18 protein-coding genes are annotated in these 21551 nt (G+C 65.2%); 12 read left to right on the forward strand and 6 right to left on the reverse strand.

Features of this window, described 5'->3' with window-relative positions; genetic code table 11:
* The 8 genes from M0L44_RS21660 to M0L44_RS21695 form a co-directional block, all read left to right on the forward strand.
* A partial coding sequence (locus M0L44_RS21660) for a 4Fe-4S dicluster domain-containing protein (protein WP_252768903.1) occupies positions 1 to 166 on the forward strand: 166 nt, incomplete at its 5' end.
* A gap of 227 nt (positions 167 to 393) precedes the next feature.
* Positions 394 to 1161, forward strand: a complete 768-nt coding sequence (badH, locus tag M0L44_RS21665) for a 2-hydroxycyclohexanecarboxyl-CoA dehydrogenase (protein ID WP_252772266.1) — start codon at positions 394 to 396, stop codon at positions 1159 to 1161.
* Positions 1162 to 1201: 40 nt separating this feature from the next.
* Positions 1202 to 1984 carry a 2-ketocyclohexanecarboxyl-CoA hydrolase gene (gene badI, locus M0L44_RS21670; RefSeq protein WP_252772267.1) on the forward strand — a complete coding sequence of 261 codons (783 nt, stop codon included), beginning with the start codon at positions 1202 to 1204 and terminating at the stop codon, positions 1982 to 1984.
* Positions 1985 to 2006: 22 nt separating this feature from the next.
* The gene (gene aliB / locus M0L44_RS21675) at positions 2007 to 3164 is read left to right on the forward strand and encodes a cyclohexanecarboxyl-CoA dehydrogenase (RefSeq protein WP_252772268.1); all 1158 of its coding nucleotides are present in this window, start codon (positions 2007 to 2009) and stop codon (positions 3162 to 3164) included.
* Between the two features lie 74 nt (positions 3165 to 3238).
* On the forward strand, positions 3239 to 4888 hold the full coding sequence (gene aliA / locus M0L44_RS21680) for a cyclohexanecarboxylate-CoA ligase (protein ID WP_252772269.1): 1650 nt from the start codon (positions 3239 to 3241) through the stop codon (positions 4886 to 4888).
* Positions 4889 to 4909: 21 nt separating this feature from the next.
* A complete protein-coding gene (locus tag M0L44_RS21685) occupies positions 4910 to 5689 on the forward strand; it encodes an enoyl-CoA hydratase-related protein (RefSeq protein WP_252772270.1) in 780 nt (259 codons plus the stop codon).
* Between the two features lie 39 nt (positions 5690 to 5728).
* Positions 5729 to 6889, forward strand: coding sequence for an acyl-CoA dehydrogenase family protein (locus tag M0L44_RS21690; protein WP_252772271.1), 1161 nt, complete (start codon positions 5729 to 5731; stop codon positions 6887 to 6889).
* A gap of 118 nt (positions 6890 to 7007) precedes the next feature.
* Positions 7008 to 8351: a porin gene (locus M0L44_RS21695; protein ID WP_252772272.1), complete on the forward strand. Its 1344-nt coding sequence runs from the start codon at positions 7008 to 7010 to the stop codon at positions 8349 to 8351.
* A gap of 25 nt (positions 8352 to 8376) precedes the next feature.
* Here M0L44_RS21695 and M0L44_RS21700 read toward each other — a convergent pair whose 3' ends face one another.
* The 5 genes from M0L44_RS21700 to M0L44_RS21720 all read right to left on the reverse strand — a co-directional run bounded on the left by M0L44_RS21700 (position 8377) and on the right by M0L44_RS21720 (position 14844).
* A complete protein-coding gene (locus M0L44_RS21700; RefSeq protein WP_252772273.1) occupies positions 8377 to 9816 on the reverse strand; it encodes a hypothetical protein in 1440 nt (479 codons plus the stop codon).
* A gap of 28 nt (positions 9817 to 9844) precedes the next feature.
* Entirely contained in the window at positions 9845 to 12094 is a 2250-nt protein-coding gene (locus tag M0L44_RS21705; protein WP_252772274.1) for a TonB-dependent receptor, read from the reverse strand.
* Positions 12091 to 13326 carry a methanobactin export MATE transporter MbnM gene (locus M0L44_RS21710; protein WP_252772275.1) on the reverse strand — a complete coding sequence of 412 codons (1236 nt, stop codon included), beginning with the start codon at positions 13324 to 13326 and terminating at the stop codon, positions 12091 to 12093. The genes M0L44_RS21705 and M0L44_RS21710 overlap by 4 nt, the downstream gene beginning before the upstream one ends.
* Before the next feature lie 7 nt (positions 13327 to 13333).
* Positions 13334 to 14266, reverse strand: a complete 933-nt coding sequence (locus M0L44_RS21715; RefSeq protein ID WP_252772276.1) for an MbnP family copper-binding protein — start codon at positions 14264 to 14266, stop codon at positions 13334 to 13336.
* Positions 14267 to 14454: 188 nt separating this feature from the next.
* Positions 14455 to 14844 carry a DUF2946 family protein gene (locus M0L44_RS21720; protein WP_252772277.1) on the reverse strand — a complete coding sequence of 130 codons (390 nt, stop codon included), beginning with the start codon at positions 14842 to 14844 and terminating at the stop codon, positions 14455 to 14457.
* Positions 14845 to 15439: 595 nt separating this feature from the next.
* Here M0L44_RS21720 and M0L44_RS21725 point away from each other — a divergent pair.
* From M0L44_RS21725 to M0L44_RS21740, 4 genes are all read left to right on the forward strand, one after another.
* Entirely contained in the window at positions 15440 to 15922 is a 483-nt protein-coding gene (locus M0L44_RS21725; RefSeq protein ID WP_252772278.1) for a helix-turn-helix domain-containing protein, read from the forward strand.
* Positions 15923 to 16142: 220 nt separating this feature from the next.
* Entirely contained in the window at positions 16143 to 16424 is a 282-nt protein-coding gene (locus M0L44_RS21730; RefSeq protein WP_252772279.1) for a type II toxin-antitoxin system HigB family toxin, read from the forward strand.
* Positions 16424 to 17659, forward strand: coding sequence for an ImmA/IrrE family metallo-endopeptidase (locus tag M0L44_RS21735; RefSeq protein ID WP_252772280.1), 1236 nt, complete (start codon positions 16424 to 16426; stop codon positions 17657 to 17659). The genes M0L44_RS21730 and M0L44_RS21735 overlap by 1 nt, the downstream gene beginning before the upstream one ends.
* 8 nt (positions 17660 to 17667) lie before the next feature.
* Positions 17668 to 18783, forward strand: coding sequence for a beta family protein (locus tag M0L44_RS21740; RefSeq protein ID WP_252772281.1), 1116 nt, complete (start codon positions 17668 to 17670; stop codon positions 18781 to 18783).
* Positions 18784 to 19101: 318 nt separating this feature from the next.
* On the opposite strand, the gene M0L44_RS21745 is transcribed toward M0L44_RS21740, so the two are convergent.
* The gene (locus M0L44_RS21745) at positions 19102 to 21324 is read right to left on the reverse strand and encodes an ATP-binding protein (RefSeq protein WP_252772282.1); all 2223 of its coding nucleotides are present in this window, start codon (positions 21322 to 21324) and stop codon (positions 19102 to 19104) included.
* Between the last annotated feature and the right edge of the window lie 227 nt (positions 21325 to 21551).

The raw sequence follows: 21551 nt of genomic DNA on the forward strand, positions 1-21551 counted from the left end.
CCCGGCCGGGGTCTACGAGTTCGTCAACAAGGACGGCGCCGACCAGCTGGTGATCAACGCCCAGAACTGCGTGCACTGCAAGACCTGCGACATCAAGGACCCGACCCAGAACATCGTCTGGGTCACGCCGGAAGGCGGCGGCGGCCCGAACTACGCGGGCATGTGAGGGGCCGTCTGTGCGCTGCATGAAGTGCAATAAGTTGCATAAATAGACATCGAGCCACCGGCGTTCGATGATGTGAATCACGCCTGAATCTTGGGAAAACACCTAGAAGAAATAACACGACAACAGCTTGTCGTATCTGATCTCGATTCCTAAGATAGGCAAATACATTGACCTAAATGACCGCCGGCGCCGGCTGTGTGCCGGGCGGTTCCAACCCAGGAGGAACCATGAGCCAGTTGAAGGACAAGACCGCCATCGTGACCGGCGGGGCCGGGGGCATCGGCAGCGCCACCTGCCGGCGTTTGGCCGCCGACGGGGCCAAGGTGGCCGTGTTCGACATGAACCTGGAGGCGGCCGAGAAGGTCGCCGCCGACATCCGCGCTGCCGGGGGGCAGGCTGCCGCCTTCCGCTGCGACATCACCGACCGCGCCGCGGTGGATGCCGCGGTGGCCGGGGCCGAGGCCCAGCTGGGTCCCGTCAACGTGCTGGTGAACAACGCCGGCTGGGACGTCTTCAAGCCCTTCGTGAAGACGGCGCCGGCCGAGTGGGACAAGCTCATCGCCATCAACCTGGTGGGTGCGCTGCACATGCTGCACGCGGTGCTGCCGGGCATGGCCGAGCGTCAGTCGGGTCACATCGTCAACGTGGCCTCCGATGCGGCACGCGGTGGCTCATCGGGTGAGGCGGTCTATTCCGCCTGCAAAGGCGGCCTGGTCGCGCTGTCCAAGACCCTGGCGCGCGAGCACGCCCGCCACAACATCAATGTGAACGTGGTCTGCCCCGGGCCCACCGACACCGCCTTGCTGGCTGGCGTGGTCGAGGGCGCGCGCGACCCGGCCAAGCTGATCGAAGCCTTCAAGAGCGCGATCCCGATGGGTCGCCTGGGCCAGCCTGACGATCTGGCCCGGGCCATCGCCTTCTTCGCCAGCGACGACGCGGCCTTCATCACCGGCCAGGTCCTCAGCGTGTCTGGCGGTCTGACCATGCACGGCTGAGCGCCGCGCTCCAACGAACCGAACCCTTCTGGAGACAAGCATGCAATTCGAAGACATCCTGTACGAAGTCCGCAACGGCGTGGCCTGGATCACCATCAACCGGCCCGACAAGATGAACGCCTTCCGCGGCACCACCTGCGACGAGATCATCAAGGCCATGAACAAGGCCGGCTATGACCGCAGCGTCGGCGCCATCGTGCTGACGGGCGCCGGTGACCGGGCCTTCTGCACCGGTGGCGACCAGTCGGCCCACGACGGCAACTACGATGGCCGCGGCACCATCGGTCTGCCGATGGAGGAACTGCACGCCGCGATCCGCGACGTGCCCAAGCCGGTGATCGCCCGCGTGCAAGGCTTTGCCATCGGTGGCGGCAATGTGCTGGCCACGATCTGCGACCTGACCATCTGCTCGGACAAGGCCATCTTCGGCCAGGTGGGCCCGAAGATGGGCTCGGTGGACCCGGGCTACGGCACGGCCTTTCTGGCCCGCGTGGTGGGCGAGAAGAAAGCCCGCGAGATCTGGTACCTGTGCCGCCGCTATTCCGGTGCCGAAGCGGTGGCCATGGGCCTGGCCAATGTCTGCGTGCCGCACGACCAGCTCGACGCCGAGGTGCAGAAGTGGGGCGAGGAGTTGTGCGAGCGCAGCCCCACCGCGCTGGCCATCGCCAAGCGCAGCTTCAACATGGACACCGCCCACCAGGCGGGCATCGCCGGCCTGGGCATGTACGCGCTCAAGCTCTACTACGACACCGACGAATCCCGCGAGGGCGTGGCCGCGCTGAAAGACAAGCGCAAGCCCGACTTCCGCAAGTTCGCCAAGTGAGCACGGGTGTGAGGAGGCTGTCATGACCCCGAACCCCTACCTCGACGAGGACCTGGTGGCACTGGCCGACTCGGCGCGCCGCTTTGCCGAAGCGCGCGTCAAGCCGGACTTCCAGGCCCGCGACACCACCCGGGTGCTCGACCGCGCGCTGCTGCGCGAGATGGGCGAACTGGGCTTCATCTGCCCGGAGCTGCCCGAGGCCTTCGGCGGCCTGGGCCTGGGCACGCTGGCCGCCGGCGTGATCCACGAGGAGATCGCCCGCGCCGACCTGAGCTTCTCTTACCTCAACCTGCTGGCCTCGCTGAACGCGCAGATCCTCTCGCGCTATGGCCATCCCGAAGTGGTGGCGCCCTGGTTGAAGAAGATGGTGCGCGGTGAGGCCATCTGCTGCATCGCGCTGACCGAGCCGCGCGGCGGCTCGGACGCCGGCAACCTGCGCCTGCGGGTGGAGCGCGACGGTGACCACTATGTGCTCAACGGCGAGAAGACCTCGATCTCGGCCGCCGACCAGGCGGACATCGCGGTGGTCTTCGGCCGCACCGGCACGGCGGAATCCAAGGCCCATGGCGTGACGGCGATGCTGGTGCCGATGGACGCGCCCGGCGTCACCACCAGCCGCTTCGACTGCCATGGCCAGCGCGCCATCGGCCGTGGCTCGATCTTCTTCGAGAACGTGCGGGTGCCGGTGAGCCACCGTCTGGGTGAGGAGAACAAGGGCTTCGTGCAGGTGATGCACGGCTTCGACTTCTCGCGGGCCCTGATCGGCCTGCAGGTGCTGGCGGTGGCCCGGGTCGCACTGGAAGAGACCTGGTCTTACATCACCCAGCGTGAGGCCTTCGGCCAGCCGCTGTCGGCCTTTCAGGGCGTGACCCATCCGCTGGCCCAGTTCGACACCGAGGTGGAAGGGGCGCGTCTGCTGTGCCTGCAGGCACTGTGGCTCAAGGACCAGGGCCAGCCGCACAGCGCCGAGGCGGCGATGGCCAAGTGGTGGGGCCCCAAGCTGGCCTATGACGCCATCCACCAGTGCCTGCTGTGCTTTGGCCACGGCGGCTACGACCGCGGCCCGATGGAACAGCGCTTGCGCGACGTGCTGGGCTTCCAGATTGGCGACGGCACGGCCCAGATCATGAAAACCATCATCGCCCGCACCCGGGCCGGGCGGCAGTTCGTTCCGGCCTGAGGCGGACACCCCAAACAAAACAGGGAGGTCGCCGGCACAGGCGGCCCCATTTCCCCCCGACGAGGAGACACCGCATGGAGTTCGATGCCGTACTGCTGCCACCGCGCCGTGCGCGGATGATCGCGCAGGGCTGGTGGCTGGACCGCACCATCAACGACGAGCTGGACGCCTGCGCCGCGGCCTGTCCGGACAAGGTCGCCCTGACCGCCTGCCGGACGGAGACCGGCGAGGTGACCCGCTTCACCTACGGCGAGCTGGCCCGCATGGCCGACCGCATCGCCGTGGGCCTGCACCGCCTGGGCGTGCGCCGCCAGGACGTGGTGGCCTGCCAGCTGCCCAACTGGTGGCAGTTCACGCTGGTGTACCTGGCCTGTTCGCGCATCGGTGCGGTGATGAACCCGCTGATGCACATCTTCCGCGAGCACGAGCTGGGCTTCATGCTGCGCCATGGCGAGGCCAAGGTGATGATCGCGCCGCGGGTCTTCCGCGGCTTCGACCACGAGGCCATGGTGCGCGGCCTGCAGTCGCAGCTGCCGGCCCTGCAGCAACTGGTCATCGTCGACGGCCAGGGGCCCGACAGCTTCGAGACCCTGCTGAGCGGCCCGGCCTGGGAGGAGGCGCCCGATGCGCGGGACATCCTGCGTGCCAGCCGGCCCGGCCCGGACGACATCACCCAGCTGATCTACACCTCCGGCACCACCGGCGAGCCCAAGGGGGTGATGCACTCGGCCAACACCACCTTCTCCAACATCGTGCCCTATGCCCAGCGGCTGGACCTGGATGCGCAGGACGTCGTGCTGATGGCTTCGCCGATGGCGCACCAGACCGGCTTCATGTACGGGCTGATGATGCCCATCCTGCTGAAGGCCAGCGTGGTGCTGCAGGACATCTGGGAAGCGCGCCAGGGCATTGCGCTGATCCAGCGCGAGCAGGTCAGCTTCACGATGGCCTCCACGCCCTTCCTGACCGATCTGACCAACACGGTGGCGGCCCAGGGCACGCCGGTGCCGTCGCTGAAGACTTTTCTGTGCGCCGGCGCGCCCATCCCCAGCGCGTTGGTGGAGCAGGCCCGCGCGGTGCTGGGCAGCAAGATCGTCTCGGCCTGGGGCATGAGCGAGAACGGCGCGGTGACCCTGATCCGGCTGGATGACCCGGATGAGCGGGCCTTCAGCACCGACGGCCTGCCGCTGCCGGGGGTGGAGATCCGGGTGATGGGCACCGATGGTCAGCCGGCACCGGCCGGGGTGGCGGGGGAGCTGCATGTGCGCTCCTGCTCCAACTTCGGTGGCTACCTGAAGCGCCCCCAGTGGAACCACACCGATGCCGAGGGCTGGTTCGACACCGGCGACCTGGCCCGCATCGATGCGCAGGGCTATCTGCGCATCACCGGCCGCAGCAAGGACGTGATCATCCGCGGCGGCGAGAACATCCCAGTGGTGGAGATCGAGAACCTGCTCTACCGCCACCCGGCGGTCCAGCAGGTGGCGCTGGTGGCCTACCCCGACGAGCGTCTGGGCGAGCGAGCCTGCGCGGTGGTGGTCTGCAAGCCGGGCCGGAGCCTGGACCTGCCGGGCCTGGTGGCCTACCTCAAGGGCCACAAGGTGGCGATGCAGTACCTGCCCGAGCGGCTGGAGCTGCTGGACGCCATGCCGGCCACCCCCACCGGCAAGTTCCAGAAATTCAAGCTGCGCGACCTGCTCAAGGCCAAGCTGGCGGCGTCCTGAGCCGCGCACAGGAGATTCCCCATGACAGACACCCCTCTGGTGCGGGTGGAGACCCGCGCGCGCGTCGGCTGGCTGACCCTGAACCGACCCGCCCAGCGCAATGCCCTGAACGACGCGCTGATGGACGCGCTGGGCGCGGCGCTGTTGGCCTTCGACGACGACCCGGCCATCGGCGCCATCGTCATCACCGGCAACGAACGGGCCTTTGCCGCCGGGGCCGACATCGCCGCGATGGCCGACTGGAACAGCCATGAGGCCAGCGAGCGCAACTTCATCAGCCGCAACTGGGAGACGCTGCACCGCGTGCGCAAGCCGGTGCTGGCCGCGGTGGCGGGCTTTGCGCTGGGCGGCGGCTGCGAACTGGCGCTGGCCTGCGACATCATCGTCGCCGCCGAGTCGGCCCGCTTCGGCCTGCCCGAGGTGACGCTGGCGATGATCCCCGGGGCTGGTGGCACCCAGCGCCTGCCGCGCGCCATCGGCAAGGCCAAGGCCATGGACCTGTGCCTGTCGGCCCGCCTGCTCAATGCCCAGGAGGCCGACCGCTGTGGCCTGGTGTCGCGGGTGGTGCCCGATGCCGAGTTGCTGACCCAGACCGAGGCCTTGGCCCGGAAGATCGCCGGCTTCTCGGTGCCGGCGCTGCGGGCCATCAAGGCCTCGATCAACCGCAGCTGGGAAAGCCCGCTGGCCGAGGGCCTGCTGTTCGAGCGCCAGCAGCTCTATGCCCGCTTCGCCAGCGAGGACGCGCATGAAGGCATGCACGCCTTTCTGGACAAGCGTGCGCCCATCTTCCAGCACCGCTGACCTCTTCGACCCTGCCAACCCTTCCGGGAGCACCCGACCATGGCCCTTGATGCCGAAAGCTTTGACCTCCTGCTGTCCACCGTCCAGCGCTTCGTGCGCGAGCGGCTGATGCCTGCCGAGAACCACCTGGAGGAACACGACGAGGTCCCGGCGGACCTCATCGAGGACATGAAGGAGATGGGCCTGTTCGGGCTGACGATTCCCGAGGCCTATGGCGGCATCGGCCTGTCGGTCAGCCAGGAGGTGCAGGTCAATTACGAGCTGGGCCAGACCGCGCCGGCCTTCCGCTCGGTGTTCGGCACCAACATCGGCATCGGCTCGCAGGGCATCCTGATGGACGGCACGCCCGAGCAGAAGGCCCGCTACCTGCCGCGCGTGGCCAGCGGCGAGCTGGTCATGTCCTTTGCGCTGACCGAGCCCGATGCCGGCACCGACGCCGCCGCGCTGAAGACCCGGGCCGAGCGCGAGGGCGACCACTACGTGCTCAACGGCACCAAGCGCTTCATCACCAATGCCCCCCGGGCGGGGGCCTTCACACTGATGGCCCGCACCGGTGGACCGGGGGCGGGCGGCGTGTCCGCCTTTATCGTGCCGGCCGACACACCGGGCCTGACGCTGGGCAAGACCGACAAGAAGATGGGCCAGCGCGGCACCAAGACCTGCGACGTGATCCTGGAGAACGCACGCGTGCCTGCTGCCAACATCATCGGCGGCGAGCCGGGGCAGGGCTTCAAGACGGCGATGAAGGTGCTGGACCGCGGGCGGCTGAACATCTCGGCAGTGGCCTGCGGCATGGCCGCGCGGGTGCTGGCCGAATCCGCCCGCTACGCGCATGACCGCAAGCAGTTCGGCAAGCCCATCGGCGAGTTCCAGCTGGTGGCGGCGATGCTGGCCGACAGCCAGGCCGAGTTGCTGGCCGGCTGGTCCCTGGTGCAGGCGGTGGCCCAGCGCTTCGATGGCAAGCCGGCCGAGGTGTCGGACCCGGACATCTCGATGCGGGTGTCCTGCGCCAAGCTGTTCGCCACCGAGATGCTGGGCCGCGTGGCCGACCGGGGCGTGCAGGTGCACGGTGGCGCGGGCTACATCAACGAGTACCCGGTCGAACGCTTCTACCGCGATGCCCGCCTGCTGCGTCTGTATGAAGGCACCTCGCAGGTGCAGCAACTGATCATCGGCCGCGAGCTGCTGCGCACTGCTTGATCCCTTCTGGTTCTGAACCGCGTCCCGTCCCCGTGTTGGCAAGGAGGTGACCCATGACCTGAACCCCACACGAAGCGCGCACGACATCCCCACAGAACAGAACCAGGAGACATCTTTCATGAGCCCTTCGATCCGCCGCGCCCGTCGGCTGTCTTTCCATTGCATCGCCGCCGCCGTGCTGGCCAGCCTGTACACCGTTCCCGCCCTGGCCGATGCCGAGGTGGATGCCCTCAAAAAAGAGCTGGCCGAGCAGCGCAAGCTGATCGAGCAGCTGCTGGCGGCGCAGGGCCAGGCGCCCGCGCCGGCCGCTGCGGCCGGCGCCGCCCCGGCGGCAGGCACGCCGCCGGTAGCCGGGGCCAGCCAGCCGTCGATCAGCGCCTACGGTGTGGCCGATGTGGGTGTCAACTCCACCAGCGCCGGCCAGGGGCGCAAGACTCAGTTCAGCTCGGGCGGCTTTTCCTCCTCGCGCCTGGGCGTGCGTGTGGACCACCCGATGGCTGCGGGCCTGCAAGCCGTCGCCTTGGCCGAGGCGGGCGTGCTCTATGACAACGGGGTGGTGGGCAACGCGAACGTGTCGCCGGGGATCAACACCACCCCTTCCTCCGGTGGTCAGCTGGGCACGGGCACGCAGCTCTTCTCGCGCCAGATCTTCGCGGGTCTGAAGGGCAACTTCGGTAGCCTGACCCTGGGCCGGCAATACACGGGGTCCTACATCGAGTCCACCGGGATCGGCAGCGTCAAAGGGGATGGCTTGCTGGGGTACTCCGGCGGGGTGATTCCGCTGGTGGGCGGCATGCCCACGCGTCTGGACAACTCCCTGGCCTACGTCACCCCGAGTTGGCAGGGCCTGTCAGCCCAGCTGATCTACACCACCGGCAGCGACAACAATGTCAGCGAGCCCACGACCTCGGGCAGCAACCTGACCACCGACCGCGCCGGTCGGGGCCACGACATCGCGGTGTTCTACCGCCAGGGGCCGCTGACGGCGGCCGCCTCCACCTGGGGTGTGAACGCCACGAGCTACAAGACCACCGAGACTGGGCTGGCCCGCAAGCGCGGCTTTCAGCTGGCGGCCAACTACGACTTTGGTGTGCTGAAACTGGCGGGCAACGTCGCTACCGGCAAGATCAAGGGGGGCGACTACGAGAACGTCACCCAGACCCTGTCGGATGCGAATGCCTACGGCCTGAGCGTGCTGGTGCCCTACGGACAGCACCGTTTTGTGGTGGCCTACAGCCACCTCAACGACAAGTCGGCTCTGAACAAGGATGCGAGCATCTATGGCCTGGGCTACTGGTACGAGCTGAGCACCAGCACCAAGCTCTATGCCGCCTGGGGCCGCATCCAGAACAACGCACAGGCCAGCTACAGCCTGGCCGACGGTGGCAGCCTGGTGAATGCCACCAAGGAGGCCGGGGTGAGTCCCTCGGGCTTCGCCGGGGGCATCAACTTCTCGTTCTGACCCGGCCGTCTCGCGCGGCGCTGCCTCAGCGCCGCGTGATCACCTGCGAGACCGGGTAGCCGCCCATGCTGCCCACGCTGCCGTAAGCCGCCACCGTGGTGCCGGTCATGCAGATGGCGCCCATCATGCCCAGCGCCGTGCAGTCGGCGTAGGCCGTCTGCTGCAACTGGGCGCTGGTGGGCGTGGCCGTGGGGTTGTCCGGGTTGACGAAGACCAGTGCATAGGCGTTGCCCGTGCCACCCGAGGCCGGGTTGGTGGCGCCGGGGTAGCCCGCATAGAGCGCATCGCTGGCCGGCCCGGGCTTCCAGCCGGCGTTGCCGTTGGCCACCACGAAGGTGTCGGTGGTGGCCAGCGCGAAGCTGCCCACCAGCAGGCCGGTGCCGGTGCTGTCGCTCAGCGAGGCCAGCGGGTGGCTCAAGGCCACGGTGCGCATCGGCGTGTCGGTCATCGATTCGCTCAGGCTGCCGCTCAGGCTCGAGACAGTGCGGGTGGTCGAATCCAGCGTGAAGCTGCCGGTGAAGATGCTGTCGTTGGGCTGGGTCTGTGGCTCGTAGAAGGTCAGCACCACGCTGTAGGCGCTGATCACGTGCACAGCGCTGGCGCTGGCGCCCGTGCCCTGGGCGTTGCTGGCGCTGACGCTGAAGGCATGGCCCGCGCAACTGCCACCGCAAGCCACCGTGGCCGGCAGGTTGCTGACCGTGGCCGTGATGCCGGCGGGCACCGAAGTGATGGTGTAGCCGGTGATGGCGCTGCCGCCGTCGTCCACGCTGCCGACCGACACCACCACGCTTTGCGCGGTGCTGCCCAGGGTGGCGCTGACGCCGCTGGGCTGGCCGGGCACGGTCAGCGCATCGGCCGCCAGCACGGTGATGGCCCAGGTGGCTTCAGTGGCCGCGGCATAGCGGTCGTCGCCAGCCTGGTCGGCGGCCACCACGCAGTCGCCCACCGCCAGGCCCAGCACCAGGCCATCGCTGGCGTCCACGCTGCAGACCACGGGCGTGAGGCTGCGGTAGGCCACCGCCAGGCCCGAGCTGGCCGTGGCACTCACGCTGGCGCTGCGGCCCACCCGCAGGGTGGTGGCCGAGCTGGCGGGGTCGAAGCCCAGCGTCTGGGCCAGCGGCGTGTCCACCTGCACCGCCAGGGTCTGGGTCACCTGGGCGGCCGAGCGGTGGCTGGCGTCACCGGCCTGGTCGGCCGCCACCACGCAGTCGCCGAGGGCCAAGGCGGTCACCTGGCCGGCCGTGCTGACGCTGCACACCGTGCTGCTGAGGCTGCTGAAGCTGACCGTCAGACCGGAGCTGGCTGTGGCGCTGACCTGGGCGGTGCCGCCCAGGGTGAGGGTGGGCGTGGTGTCGAAGGTGATGGTCTGGGCCGTGGCCAGATCGGCGCCGGACAGGCCGCCGCCGCAGGCGGTCAGGCCCGCGGCCAGCAGCAGGGCCGGGATGGTGCGGGGAATGCGGAACATGAGCTGTCCTTGTGCGTTGCGGCGCCGCTCAGAACGCGACGCGGGCGCCCACCAGGAAGGAGCGGGCCTTGCCAGGCACGGCCACACCCCAGGGGATGCCGGTGAGGGCCATGGACGAGCCCTGGCCCAGGTAGGCGCCGCCGGTGGGCTGGCGGTAGCGGCGGTCGAGCAGGTTGTCCACGCCCAGCTCCAGCCGCAGGCGGTCGTCCATCTGCCAGCTGGCGTGCCAGTTCAGCAGGGCGTAGGCGGGGGTGGGGATCTCGTTGCGCACGGCCGAGACATTCGTCTTGGCCCGCACCACCTGCCACTCCAGCGTCTGCTGCCAGCCGCCCAGGGTGTGGCTCAGGCCCAGGCGCAGGTTCAGCGGCATGACGTTGTACAGGCCGTCGTGCGTTTGCAGGTTGCGGCCGTGCACCCAGTTCAGCACGCCGCTGATGCCCCAGCGGCCCCAGGCGGCGTCATCCCACAGCCGGGCCTGGCCCGAGAGATCCAGGCCCCGCAGTTGGGCGCGCTGGTTGGCGTACTGCAGCAGCACAAAGCTGTCGGTGGCGCTCAGGTTGCCACTGCCGCACTGGCCGAAGCCGCAGCGCTGGGCGTCGATGTAGTGCTCGATGCGGGTGAGGTAGGCGTTGGCGCGCAGCGACCAGGCGGGGTCGGCGGGCACGCCTTCGGTTGGAACGCCAGCCTGCCACTGGCCGCTCAGGCTCAGGGTGTGGGCCACCTCGGGCTTCAGATCGGGATCGCCGATGTAGCCGTTGCCGTCGCCGACGAAGTTGTTCATCAGCGCGGCCATGCCCTGGGTGGACCAGGCGTAACGCTGGTACAGGTTGGGCGCGCGCGACTTGCGGGCGTAGCCGAACTCATACAGCGCCTGGCCATCGGGCCGGTAGCGGGCCAGGGCGGTGAGGTCGGCGTTCAGGTCGCTGCGCTCGCGGTCGGCGGCGTTGAAGGCGGCGGCGTCCGCACCCCACAGCGAGGACAGCGCGTCGTTGTAGCCCTGCACCGCACCGGCGGCGGTGTGCACCCGGCTCAGGCGCAGGCCGATCTGGTGGCTCCACTGCGGGCTCCAGCGCTGCTCCTGCTCGGCGTAGACGTCCACCTTGTCGCGCTGGCCCAGGTTCAGGTTCCAGAAGGTGTTGGGCCCCATGGTGCCGCCCACCGGTGGCCACCAGTCGTTCAGGCGGTAGCGCTGGTATTCGGCGCCCAGGCGAATGAGTTCGTCCGGCGTGGTCATCAGGCTGGCTTGCACCGAGGCCCCCAGCGTGCGGCCGGCCGTGTCCATGGGCATGCCGGTGCCGTAGGTGTCGCGGTCGGGGCCCATGTCCATGCGGTGGTCGGTGCGCTGGCTGTAGGCCTGGGCCTGCAGCTCGCCCCAGTCGTACTGGCCGCGGTAGCGGGCGTTGAGCTGGGTGCTGCGGTTGGACGTCATGTCCATGCGCTGGTTGGGGTAGCCCTCGAAGGGGATGTCCTGGTAGCTGGCGCTGAGTTGCAGCAGATGGTTGTCCTGCCGCAGGGCCAGGCTCAGGGCCTGGTTGTGGGCGCGGTAGGCCGAGGAACCCACCTCGTCGGCCGGCAGGTTGCTGCCGGCGCCGCTGCCACTGGCCGGGTCCTTGAAGGCCCATGCGGCCCGGTAGTTGTCCGAGCGCGTGCTGGCGCCGGTGTAGCGCAGGCTCAGCGTGTCGGTGGCCAGCGTGACGTTGGCGTCGGCGCTCCAGGCGTTGCCGTTGCTGCGGTAGGCGCCGCCCAGCTCGCCCTGGTGCACCCAGGTGCCGGGCTCGGCGGCGAACAGCGGCGCCGCCGATTCGACCTGCACCGTGCCGCCCAGGCTGTCGCCGCCCACGCTGACCGGCGTGATGCCGGCATAGACGATGACCTGCCCCACCGCCGAGGCGTCGATGTAGGACAGCGGCGAGTTCATGTGGTTGGGGCAGGCCGCCATCAGGTCCATGCCGTCCACCTGCACCCGCAGCCGGTCGTCGGCCAGGCCATGCACGGCCGGCAGGGCCGAGACCCCGCCCGCGCCGTTCAGGCTCACGCCGGGTTGCCCGTCCAGCAGGGCGGCGGCGTCGCTGCTGCCCAGCCTGCGGCGGGCCAGGGTGGCCGCGTCCACCGCCTGGGCCTGGGGCAGGTGGTCCTTCTCGCCCAGCGGGGCGGGGGCGGTGATGGTGATCACCTGCACCGGGGGGCGGGGTGCCTCCGGCGCCGTCTGGGCCCGCAAAGGGCTGTGGGCCAGGGCGCAGGCGGCCGCCAGGGCCAGGGGGTGGGGTCGCAGGGTCATGACTTCTTCGGCGCGGCGGGGAAGGGGTCGCTGTAGCGCGGGTCGCGGATGAACTGGTGGTCCGTCAGCGTCTTCAGGAAGGCGATCAGGTCGGTGCGGTCCTGGGCGCTGAAGTGGCGCGGGCGCAGCAGCGGGCTCTTGAGCGGGCTGTCCTTGCCGGCACCCCGGCCCCCGGCGGCGTACAGGTCGATCACCTCGCCCAGCGTGGCCACCGAGCCGTCGTGCATGTAGGGCGCGGTCAGTTCGATGTTGCGCAGCGTGGGGGCCCGGTACATGCCCATGTCGCTGGCCTTGCCGGTGATCTCGATCACGCCGGGGCTCTCGGCCGGGTAGGCGCCTTGGCCGTCCAGGTTGTAGAGCCCTTTGTTGTGGAAGGAGACATCGGGCTTGACGGTGGCCACGCTCAGGAACTGCCCGCCGAAGTTGGGCTCCTGGTGGCACTGGATGCAGTCGGCCGACTTGAACAGCGCGTAGCCGCGCGCTTCCGCAGCCGTGTAGCGGGCCCGGCCCTGGCGCACCTGGTCGTACTTGCTGTTCGTCGTGATCAGCGCGCGCTCGAAGGAGGACACCGCCTTGACGATGTGGTCCCAGGTCGGCCGGCCGGCCGGATCCTGCGGGAAGGCGGCGGCAAAGCGCGGTGCATAGGCCGGGTCGTCGGCCAGGCGCTGCAGGATCTGCTTGACGTTGCGGTCGTTGACGCCCATCTCCACCGGCGTCTCCCCGAAGAGGGGGTTGGTCATCTGCCGCTCCAGCGTGATCAGCGCCGGGTTGGCCCAGGTGTAGGTGGCGTTCCAGCCCACATTGCCCAGGGCCATGGGGCTGCGCGGGTGGGCCTGGCCGGTGGCGCCCAGGCCGTGGGCGCGGCCGTCGGTGAAGGCCAGCTTCTGCAGGTGGCAGGTGGCGCAAGCCTGGGTGCCGTTGCCCGACAGGCGCGTGTCGTAGAACAGGTAGCGGCCCAGCGCCACCTTGGCCTGGGTCATGGGGTTGTCGGCCGGCACGCGCGGCGGCGGCAGGTAGTCGGGCAGGTCCCAGGTCCAGTCGCTGGCGGCTTGCGCCTGGACCGTGGAGGCCGGGGACGAGGCAGGGGCGGTGATCTCCGAGGCCGAGGCGGCGGGAGTGGCGGGCGCCACCTCCGAGGTGGCGGCGGGCTGCCGCTGGCAGCCCGTCACCACGACCGTCACGACCGCCAGGGCCAGCGGCCACACAGGCCGCAGACAAGACAGAGCGGTCATGTCGGCCTCACCGGCTCATGGCCTTGAAGACCGTCTGGCTCTGGCCCGCGATGGCGGTGCCCGTGCCCGTGCCGTCCGGGTTGAAGTTCAGGGCCAGGGCGGCAAAGTCGCTGACGCAGCCGGCATCTGTCGGGCTGGACATGCACATGTTCATGGTGGTGAAGTCCTGCTGGGCGAACAGCGTCTGCACATCCAGGGCGATCTGCTGCTTGGCCGGGTTGAAGTCGGCAAAGTTCAGCGTCAGGCGGTTGGGCGCGCTGCAGCCGGTGATGGGCACGCCATTGGCCGGGTCGCCCACGCAGCCGGTGGAGCCCAGGTGCAGCAGCGTGACCGGGTTGTCGGTCTCGGTGCTCTGCAGCTCGATCTTGGTGAACTTGCGACCACCGCGCCAGTTCCAGGACATGCTGGGGTTCACGTCCGACCGCAGCACGGCCGGCGTGGCGGCATCCGTGGAGCTCAGGTGGTTCAGGCTCAGCGGCACGCCCAGGGTCATGGTGACGCCGACGTACTTGCCCGCAGGCACCGTGCCCTGGATGGTGGTGTTGAGCGTGCCGGTGGTGCAGGCACCGGTGCCCGCCTGGGACAGGGTGATCAGGCTGACGCTGCCGGCGTCACTGGCGTAGTTGTTGTCGTCGGTGGTCGCCAAGGTCAGGGCGACGGTGCTGCCATCGGCCTTGATGAGCTGCACATCCGAGATGTAGAAGCGCAGGTCCTGAATCTGAGCGCTCTTGCCGGAGCTGCCCAGGCCGGTGATGGTGCTGCCGCAGCTCACCGGGGTGCTGCCGGCCACGGCCTCGAACTGCAGGGTGACGTTGCCCGCGCTGTCGGTGGTCCAGCCGGTGGAGTCGTCGCTGCCGCCGCCGCAGGCGCTCAGCAGGCCGGCCAGGGCCAGGCCGGCGCTCAGGGTGGACAGGACCAGGGGACGAACTTGGAATGCCATGGATGTTCCTCGTGTGGTGATGGCATGGGTGTGGGTGAGCCTGCGCTGTGGGCGCGCAGGCCGTGGCCGCGCCTGGGCCCGCAAGGGGACGAAGGCGCAGCCACGCCGGCCGCAGCCGGCGGGTGTCTCAGAAGGAAGGAGGGAGGGCGGCGCGCGTTGCCCGGGTGGGGCGGGCGGACGCAGGCCGCTCAGGCCCGGGCGGGGGGGCCGCGGGCGGGCAGGGGGCCCGCCGGGGTGGTGGGCACGGGCCGCTGATCGGGCGGGATCAGGACCCCGGTGCCGGGGGGCTCAGTGCGCACGGCCAGCGCGGCCACCACCGGGGGCGCCATCGCGGGCAGGCACAGCGGGCAGTCGATGGCGTGGCGGTGGGCGGCTGCGGCGGCGGGGTCTCCCGCCGGATCATCTGCCGGATCCTCCGCTGAGGGGGGGGACACCCACCGGGGTGTGCCGCTGGCGCTGCACACCAGCATCAGGTCCACCGGCTTGAACAGCGGCGAGAGCGTGCCCACACCGACGAACGCGACGTACCACGCCAACAGGAAGCGCGCGAAACGTTGCAGGGTCAGCCGGTGAGCCATGGAGGGCTGATTATGGAGAAATGTGAAGCGCAGACGACCGATCGCCGAGCGCCGGGCACGGACTTGCGAACGATCAAGCGCAGGGCGCCAAGGCATTGGCGACGCGCGCCAATCGTTTGCGACGTGCGGACGCTGGTTGCTGCGGCTGGCCTATTTGATCGCCACATTGGCAGCGCTTGATGGGTCAGCCCTTGCCGCCAGCGGCAGGCGTGAATTCAAGAGCCATCGTCACGGACAGCAGCGCAGGGTTAGACGACGGCTGTGCAGCGGAAGCCGTCGATCGAGCGGGCGGCACGGACGACCGGTTCCGCTGCAAAGCAGTCGTCGGGCCGACAGTGCCCGCAAGCGTGCTTGAGTCGGCTGACGATCGCAGCCTACGGACAGGAATGTCCCATCCACCTTTTTTCCCATTAACCGTGATCCGCTGTGTACAACGTTACGTCACCCTAGATTATGGGACATCTGCGTCCCAGGCCCTACCCCCAAGAATGTCCGCTAGATAGGGACATCCTTGTCCACCAGGAGATGGGTAAAAAGGCTTAAAAGCTGGACTGCGGCGCGTACAGTTCAAGTCATCCGATCGAACGGAGCAAGTATGTCCGCCGTTTCCAACGTTGTCCCCTTGCCCTCGCTTCCAGCGGCCGCCGCCGAGAAGCAATCTGAAAAGAAGTTCGGCAAGACCGTGATGTCGCATGGGCTCTACATCGTCCCTGCACTGATCTTGCGAGCCCAAGCACGACTCTTGCTGAACTCAACGCAGATGGTGGTGTTGCTCCAGCTCTTGGATTTCTGGTGGGCGGCCGATAGCTCGGCTCACCCCAGCATCAAGACCATTGCCGAACGAGTCGATCTAACCCCAAAGCAAGTGCAGCGCACGATCAACGCTCTGGTCGAAAAAGGGCTGATCACGCGCATCAACCGCACGCTTCCCGACAAGGGTAAGACGAGCAATCAGTACAAGTTCGAGGGCCTCATCGCCAAGCTCAAGGAAATCGAAGTCGATTTCGCCCAGGCCCGGAAGGTTCGCAAGGCCGCAGCGAAGCCCGGCGGCATCTTCGGCAACCAGGCGTCGACGTAGCGACGCAGCCGGGTCGATAGAGCACCCTTAGATTCATCGTACTCGCGGGGAGCGAGGGCTCCTCATTCGCCGCCAACGGTGTGGTTTCGGCGGCCTCGCCTTCGTGCCCCGATGCTCGCCTTGTGGAGGCGATCACTGATCCCGCATCGGTAACACTCGATTATTCCCATTTTGGGAACATCGTGGTATGCTTAAACCATGAACAAGGTCAAGAGCCCCCATGCGACTAGTTGGACGAGACAAGCTTGACCAGTTCTGCACTGAGCACGCTGACTGCCGAAAGTGGATCGCTGCCTGGATCACGGATGTCGGAACTGCGCGATGGCGCACGCCGCAGGACATCAAGCAGAGGTATGCGTCAGCCAGCATGCTCGAAAGGAACACGGTCATTTTCAACGTGCGAGGCAACGAGTATCGGTTGGTAACGGTCGTGGCGTACCAAGTGGGTGTTGTTGCCGTTGAGTGGATCGGCACGCACGCCGAATACTCGAAAAGATACTGATGGAACTGAAGATCATTAAGACGGAAGCCGACTATCGCTCCTACCTCAACGAGGTGGAGCGGCTTGCGCTCGCTGACCCGTCTCCAGATTCTGCGGAAGGGATGCGACTCGACGTTCTCGCGCTTCTTGTCGAAGAATACGAAAAGACGCGATTTAAGTTTGAGACGCCTAGCCCTATCGAAGCAATCCAGTTTCGGATGCATGAGCAAGGGCTGCGTCAGGCCGATCTGGTTCCCTACTTCGGGTCGAGGAGCCGCGTGTCCGAAGTGCTTGCAGGCAAGCGTCCGCTTACCGTGCAGATGATCCGAGAACTGTCCACAGGGCTTGGAATCTCAGCGGATGTTCTCGTCGGCGACTCAACACCTGTCGAATCAGAACCCGCCGCTGGCTCCGCCGATGTCGATTGGGATCGCCTTCCGGTCAAGGAAATGGAGCGGCACGGCTACTTCAGTGACGTTTCAAAGCAAAGCGGTCGAACCTTGAGCGAACTCGCCCGTGACTTTGTGACGAGCATCCTGCCTAAGAACGAAGGTTTCCCGGTTCTTGCCCGACAGGGTTTGCGTGGTGACGCCGTCACGCCGAAGTCACGCTACGGGCTCCTCGCGTGGAAGGCCCGCGTCCTGCATGTAGCGAGGAAGCGCAGGGCCAACGTTCGTCTCCCTTCGTATTCGCCGGATGCCATCAATCCTGCATTCCTGACGCAAGTAGTGCATTTGAGCTGGCACAAGAACGGGCCGCGCTTGGCCTGCGAACTCATTGAGGGGAAGGGAGTTCCAGTAGTGATCGAGCCCCATCTGGCTGGTACTCAACTTGATGGGGCGGCGTTTCTCGATCAAGATGGCGTACCGGTCATCGGACTGACGCTGCGGTTTGACCGTGTGGATCATTTCTGGTTCACCTTGCTGCATGAGCTGGCTCACGTAGCAAAGCACCTGAGTAACCCAGGCGATGCGTTCCTGGATCGTCTCGAAGACAGCGATGCGACGGAAGCCCTTGAGATTGAGGCCAACCGCATTGCTCGTGACGCCTTGATCCCGCGAGCAGCGTGGCGTCGGAGCGAGGTAGTTTCGGCTCCTAGCCGAGAACGGATTCTTCAGTTTGCAGGTGAGCAGATGATTCATCCTGCGATCGTGGCGGGCCGCGTACGTCGGGAGAGCGGCAACTTCCGCGTTTTCAGTGAGCTGCTTGGGATGAACGAAGTCCGCAGCCAGTTTCCCGAAATCTCATTCGAGTGAGGTAGTAAGTGAACACGAAGACTCTGTACACGCCGATCCTGAAGGGGAAGGAAAACGACCTCAAGGCGTTGGGCAAGCTCCCGCGTTCTCTATCCGCGCATGTGCATCCGCTCGTCGAGCTTCTATCGCCGAACGACGACGAGACCGTCGAGGCTTCCTGCGTCCGCTTTGCACATCAGCTTCGCAAGCACTGCCCACTGCAGCCGGTGAGCATCGACTTGCACTCGATTGCTCCGAAGCACACCACGAACGACGGAAGCCCCGCGCTCGAAGCGTTGTGCTCAAGTCTGCGTGGTCTGGGAATCACGTTCACGCCTGTTTTCGGCTTCGACCATGAACCCGAACTCTGGGAGCGCGTCGTCAAGATCGCTGCACGAGAAGCGCGTGGTCTCACGTTTCGACTTAGGATCGACGACATCGAGGCCGGCGAAGACACGATCGCGGATTTGATCGAGCGACTTCGAGACTTTCGAATTCCAACCTCAGATACGAACCTCTTGATCGACCTGGAATCAGTCGGCAGCCTTGACGCGGTCGCCCTCGTGCGCCTGCGAGGGCTGACTCAGGACTTTGTCGACACCGCACTCTCAGCAGCGAACTTCCGACTGGTTTCTGTTATCGGGTCGAGCATGCCGAAGGATGTAGGTGAGGTGCCCAAAGAAGGCAGCATGCCCTACTACCGGCAGGAAATGCCGCTCTGGCTAAACGTAGCTGCCGGTGTGCGCTCAGAAGTCATCGCTTTCGGTGACTACGGGATCATCCATCCGAACTTCACCGACAAGATCATTGCGACGAACGCCAACGCGAAGATTCGCTACACCAAGGGGCTGCATCAACACATATTTCGCGGCTACAGCTTGAAGCAAGGGCTGAAGTACGGGCAGTACCACGACCTGGCGCAGCGAGTTGTCGACTCCTCGGTGTACATCGACCGTGATTATTCGTATGGCGACGACTATGTGTGGCGCTGTGCGAATCGTGAGGCGGGTTGCGGAAATCTCGGGACATGGGTCGAGGTCGACATGAACCATCACTTGGTTTATGTCGCGGCGCAGTTGCCAAAACTCGTGACCCAAGTCGTCGCAGGCGTGAGCGAAAACGACTTGCTCGGCTTGGCGGCGTAGTTCGTCGTGATGGAAATCGACATCGGCTTTGCAGCGGTTGCGGCCGGTCGACTCCTCGAACTCGGCGACCGAAAGCTGCCGTTCGATGCTGAAGCTAGGGCAATTTCGGGACGTTCAACGCGCGGCGCTACAGCTTGCGGGCCTGCTGCTTGAAGACCGTGGGCGTCTTCACTATGCGCATCACCTTCCCGCCGCATAGAGGTCGCACTTTAGCGACTGGGTTGTTGCGAACTACGCCACGGTGTACGGATGTGGGGCACGCCGGTATGGATGTTCGAGCCATACCGACGCGACGATTGAGGCTTCGCTTTTTCGCGGCTACTTGAAGACCTTCCCGTGGCTTGAGGAAATCAGCTCGCTATACAGATCTTCAGATTTTGGTCCAAAGGAAATCTGATTTTGCTTGGCGTAGTTGATATCGAAATCGGAGAACTTGGCTTGATCCATGACGATCAATCCAGGCACCGATCTCGTTAGAAAATCGTGTTCAAACAGGAATTCCGACAGACTGGCGACTTCAGCATCGTTGTTGTCGGCGAGAATTCGCGTCCTGAACTTTTTGTCGTAGCAGCCAAATTCAGCTCGATGATGCTTTCGAAAGCGTAGCAACACCTTTTGCAGCTTCTGTCTGAAGAGACTCTTTCCCTTCAAGCCGCCGACGTTCTTAGCAGAATTTAGTGCAGCCTCCCAACGATTCTCCACATATTCAGAAAGTTGGAGTCTTGGCTCTTTTCCCGCTAGGCCGCGAATTGCAAGCGTGTCCATCCCTTCAAGGCGACCAACTTGATCTGCGAAGCTCAGGGTCTCGCAAGAAAGTTCACAATTGGAAAACTTGGTGGCGTAAGCGGAAATGATGATCTCCGGCGCGGCGAACGTGCAATCTGCGAGCTCGATTTGACCGTCGGTAGCATCCGGGCCAGGCCCAGCAATTTCAATCATGCAGTCCTCTTCACCGATAAAAATGGCATCCTGCAAGATTCCATGCAGCGGCACGGAGATGGTTAGCAAAGGACTAGATAGGAAGAATGGCTTGACTTGCAAATGGGAGGTGTCGATCGCGCCTTCCCAGCGGCTATCGTCCGCCTTCCATTGCAGCTTGAAGTAGAAGTCGTTGCCGGAACTCGACGTGGCAAAGAGAGAGATTAGTGAGAACAGGAAGTGCTCGTGCTGCGAGATGTCGCGCCCTTGTGCCAGTCCTAAGAAAAAGAGAGCCAAATAATGGGAGTAGTCATTCCTTGCCGCATCCAGCGCCCATCCACCCTTGGGGTCTCGTAATACAACTTGAGCAAAGTAATACTCTCGATAAACAGGATTTCGGAATTCAACCTTATCCAGTATTGAGGCTGCTTCAGCTTTGAATGAAGGGACGTCTATGAACGGGTGATGCGTTATTCTGGCTTCAAGTTCATTGCGATAGTCCCGACTAAGCTTTTCTTGAACGGTGTCATCTAGGGTGGCATACTCGGCATGTGCTTCTAAAGCGTAGACTAGGTCGCTAATGGCCGTTGCTACTTGAACTGGTTTCCTGCCAGCTCTGCGTAAGAACTCGTCCGCCGCGACGCCCAGAAGGAGTTTCTCCTGAGCATGTGATGAATACGGCACAAAGCTAGGCATGTGGGGGGAATAGTCTCTGACTGGAAACTTGCCCTCTTCGCGCTCAAGGATCAGCCTGATAATATTTGTGAGCAACTCTACGGCAACGGTTTCAGTTGTCTCGCTGTTTTTCAAGCTCGAAACCAGCTTTGCCGCATTTGCTTCGTTTTGTTCGTGCAGGTAGTCTCCAAAAGCGCTCAATACAATGGCATGACCAAAGAAGACAGAGGCATCGTCTTTCGCGCTGTCAAGGGATTTTTCAAATCCGTCGAGAAAGTCTCTTGAAAGATGGCCTTTGGATGGGCCACCCTTTGAGTTAAGATACTCGGCAAGGAACTGCTTTCGGCGCGTTGCATCGAAAAATAAGACTGATATTTCGCTTGCAGCTTGTTTTATCTCGTCGAAGACGCCGAAGTCTGCGAATACTGATCTAAATAGGAAGGCAATGCATGGGCAAGCCTTCCCATTTCTTTGCTCGAATTCAGTGAGTTCAGAATAGATTTCGGCAATGAACTCTTTGTTGCGATCAATCTGATCCGATCGCATGGTGACTTCGTCATAGCCGTCAAACAGGAGAACTATTTCCCCCTTGAATACGGAATCAAGGATTTGACGTTTGGACAGCTGCGGAAAAACGCCAGCAAGTCGGCCGGCGAAAAAATCGTGACCGATATTGGCGTCTTGAAGTGGGATGTACAGGGCGCCCTGTCCGAACTTGGCAAGTTGCGCGTGAATATGGTGCGCTAGCGTGGTTTTTCCGACTGCCGCAGGAGCGGAAATCAACAATATTGGCGAAAGTGAATTCGGAGCATTCAGCGCCGGTTCTACGTAGAAGTTCAGAGCCTTCGGTTTGTAGTGAATCGCATGAGCATTGCAGTATTCGGCATCGACTTCCGGCAAAGGCGTGGGCGCTTTAGAAAGTTCCGAAATTAGCGTTTGGATATCCATTTCTCTCCCTCGATCGTAGGCATGCCATGGACGGCATGATTAGCATAGGCCGTCCTGAGTGTAATGAAATCGGCAACCTGGTCTTGCTGAGCTATTGCAGCTAAGGAAGGTCTGCACAACTCGCAACCCGTGGTGCTTGGCGCCGACGTGAAGCGCTGAGACGATACGGGCCATGAAGCAGCACAGCCTGGGTTTGGGACAGACGACCAAGCGAACGCGGCGCCGGG

The sequence above is a fragment of the Ideonella oryzae genome (assembly GCF_024055665.1).
GTDB lineage: Bacteria > Pseudomonadota > Gammaproteobacteria > Burkholderiales > Burkholderiaceae_C > Ideonella > Ideonella oryzae.

Coding starts and splice junctions, on each gene's coding strand:
- M0L44_RS21695 (WP_252772272.1), top strand. CDS start 7,008: ATGAGCCCTTCGATCCGCCGCGCCCGTCGGCTGTCTTTCCATTGCATC.
- M0L44_RS21710 (WP_252772275.1), bottom strand. CDS start 13,326: ATGACCGCTCTGTCTTGTCTGCGGCCTGTGTGGCCGCTGGCCCTGGCG.
- aliA (WP_252772269.1), top strand. CDS start 3,239: ATGGAGTTCGATGCCGTACTGCTGCCACCGCGCCGTGCGCGGATGATC.
- M0L44_RS21745 (WP_252772282.1), bottom strand. CDS start 21,324: ATGGATATCCAAACGCTAATTTCGGAACTTTCTAAAGCGCCCACGCCT.
- badH (WP_252772266.1), top strand. CDS start 394: ATGAGCCAGTTGAAGGACAAGACCGCCATCGTGACCGGCGGGGCCGGG.
- M0L44_RS21685 (WP_252772270.1), top strand. CDS start 4,910: ATGACAGACACCCCTCTGGTGCGGGTGGAGACCCGCGCGCGCGTCGGC.
- aliB (WP_252772268.1), top strand. CDS start 2,007: ATGACCCCGAACCCCTACCTCGACGAGGACCTGGTGGCACTGGCCGAC.
- M0L44_RS21690 (WP_252772271.1), top strand. CDS start 5,729: ATGGCCCTTGATGCCGAAAGCTTTGACCTCCTGCTGTCCACCGTCCAG.
- M0L44_RS21735 (WP_252772280.1), top strand. CDS start 16,424: ATGGAACTGAAGATCATTAAGACGGAAGCCGACTATCGCTCCTACCTC.
- M0L44_RS21705 (WP_252772274.1), bottom strand. CDS start 12,094: ATGACCCTGCGACCCCACCCCCTGGCCCTGGCGGCCGCCTGCGCCCTG.
- badI (WP_252772267.1), top strand. CDS start 1,202: ATGCAATTCGAAGACATCCTGTACGAAGTCCGCAACGGCGTGGCCTGG.
- M0L44_RS21725 (WP_252772278.1), top strand. CDS start 15,440: ATGTCCGCCGTTTCCAACGTTGTCCCCTTGCCCTCGCTTCCAGCGGCC.
- M0L44_RS21720 (WP_252772277.1), bottom strand. CDS start 14,844: ATGGCTCACCGGCTGACCCTGCAACGTTTCGCGCGCTTCCTGTTGGCG.
- M0L44_RS21715 (WP_252772276.1), bottom strand. CDS start 14,266: ATGGCATTCCAAGTTCGTCCCCTGGTCCTGTCCACCCTGAGCGCCGGC.
- M0L44_RS21700 (WP_252772273.1), bottom strand. CDS start 9,816: ATGTTCCGCATTCCCCGCACCATCCCGGCCCTGCTGCTGGCCGCGGGC.
- M0L44_RS21730 (WP_252772279.1), top strand. CDS start 16,143: ATGCGACTAGTTGGACGAGACAAGCTTGACCAGTTCTGCACTGAGCAC.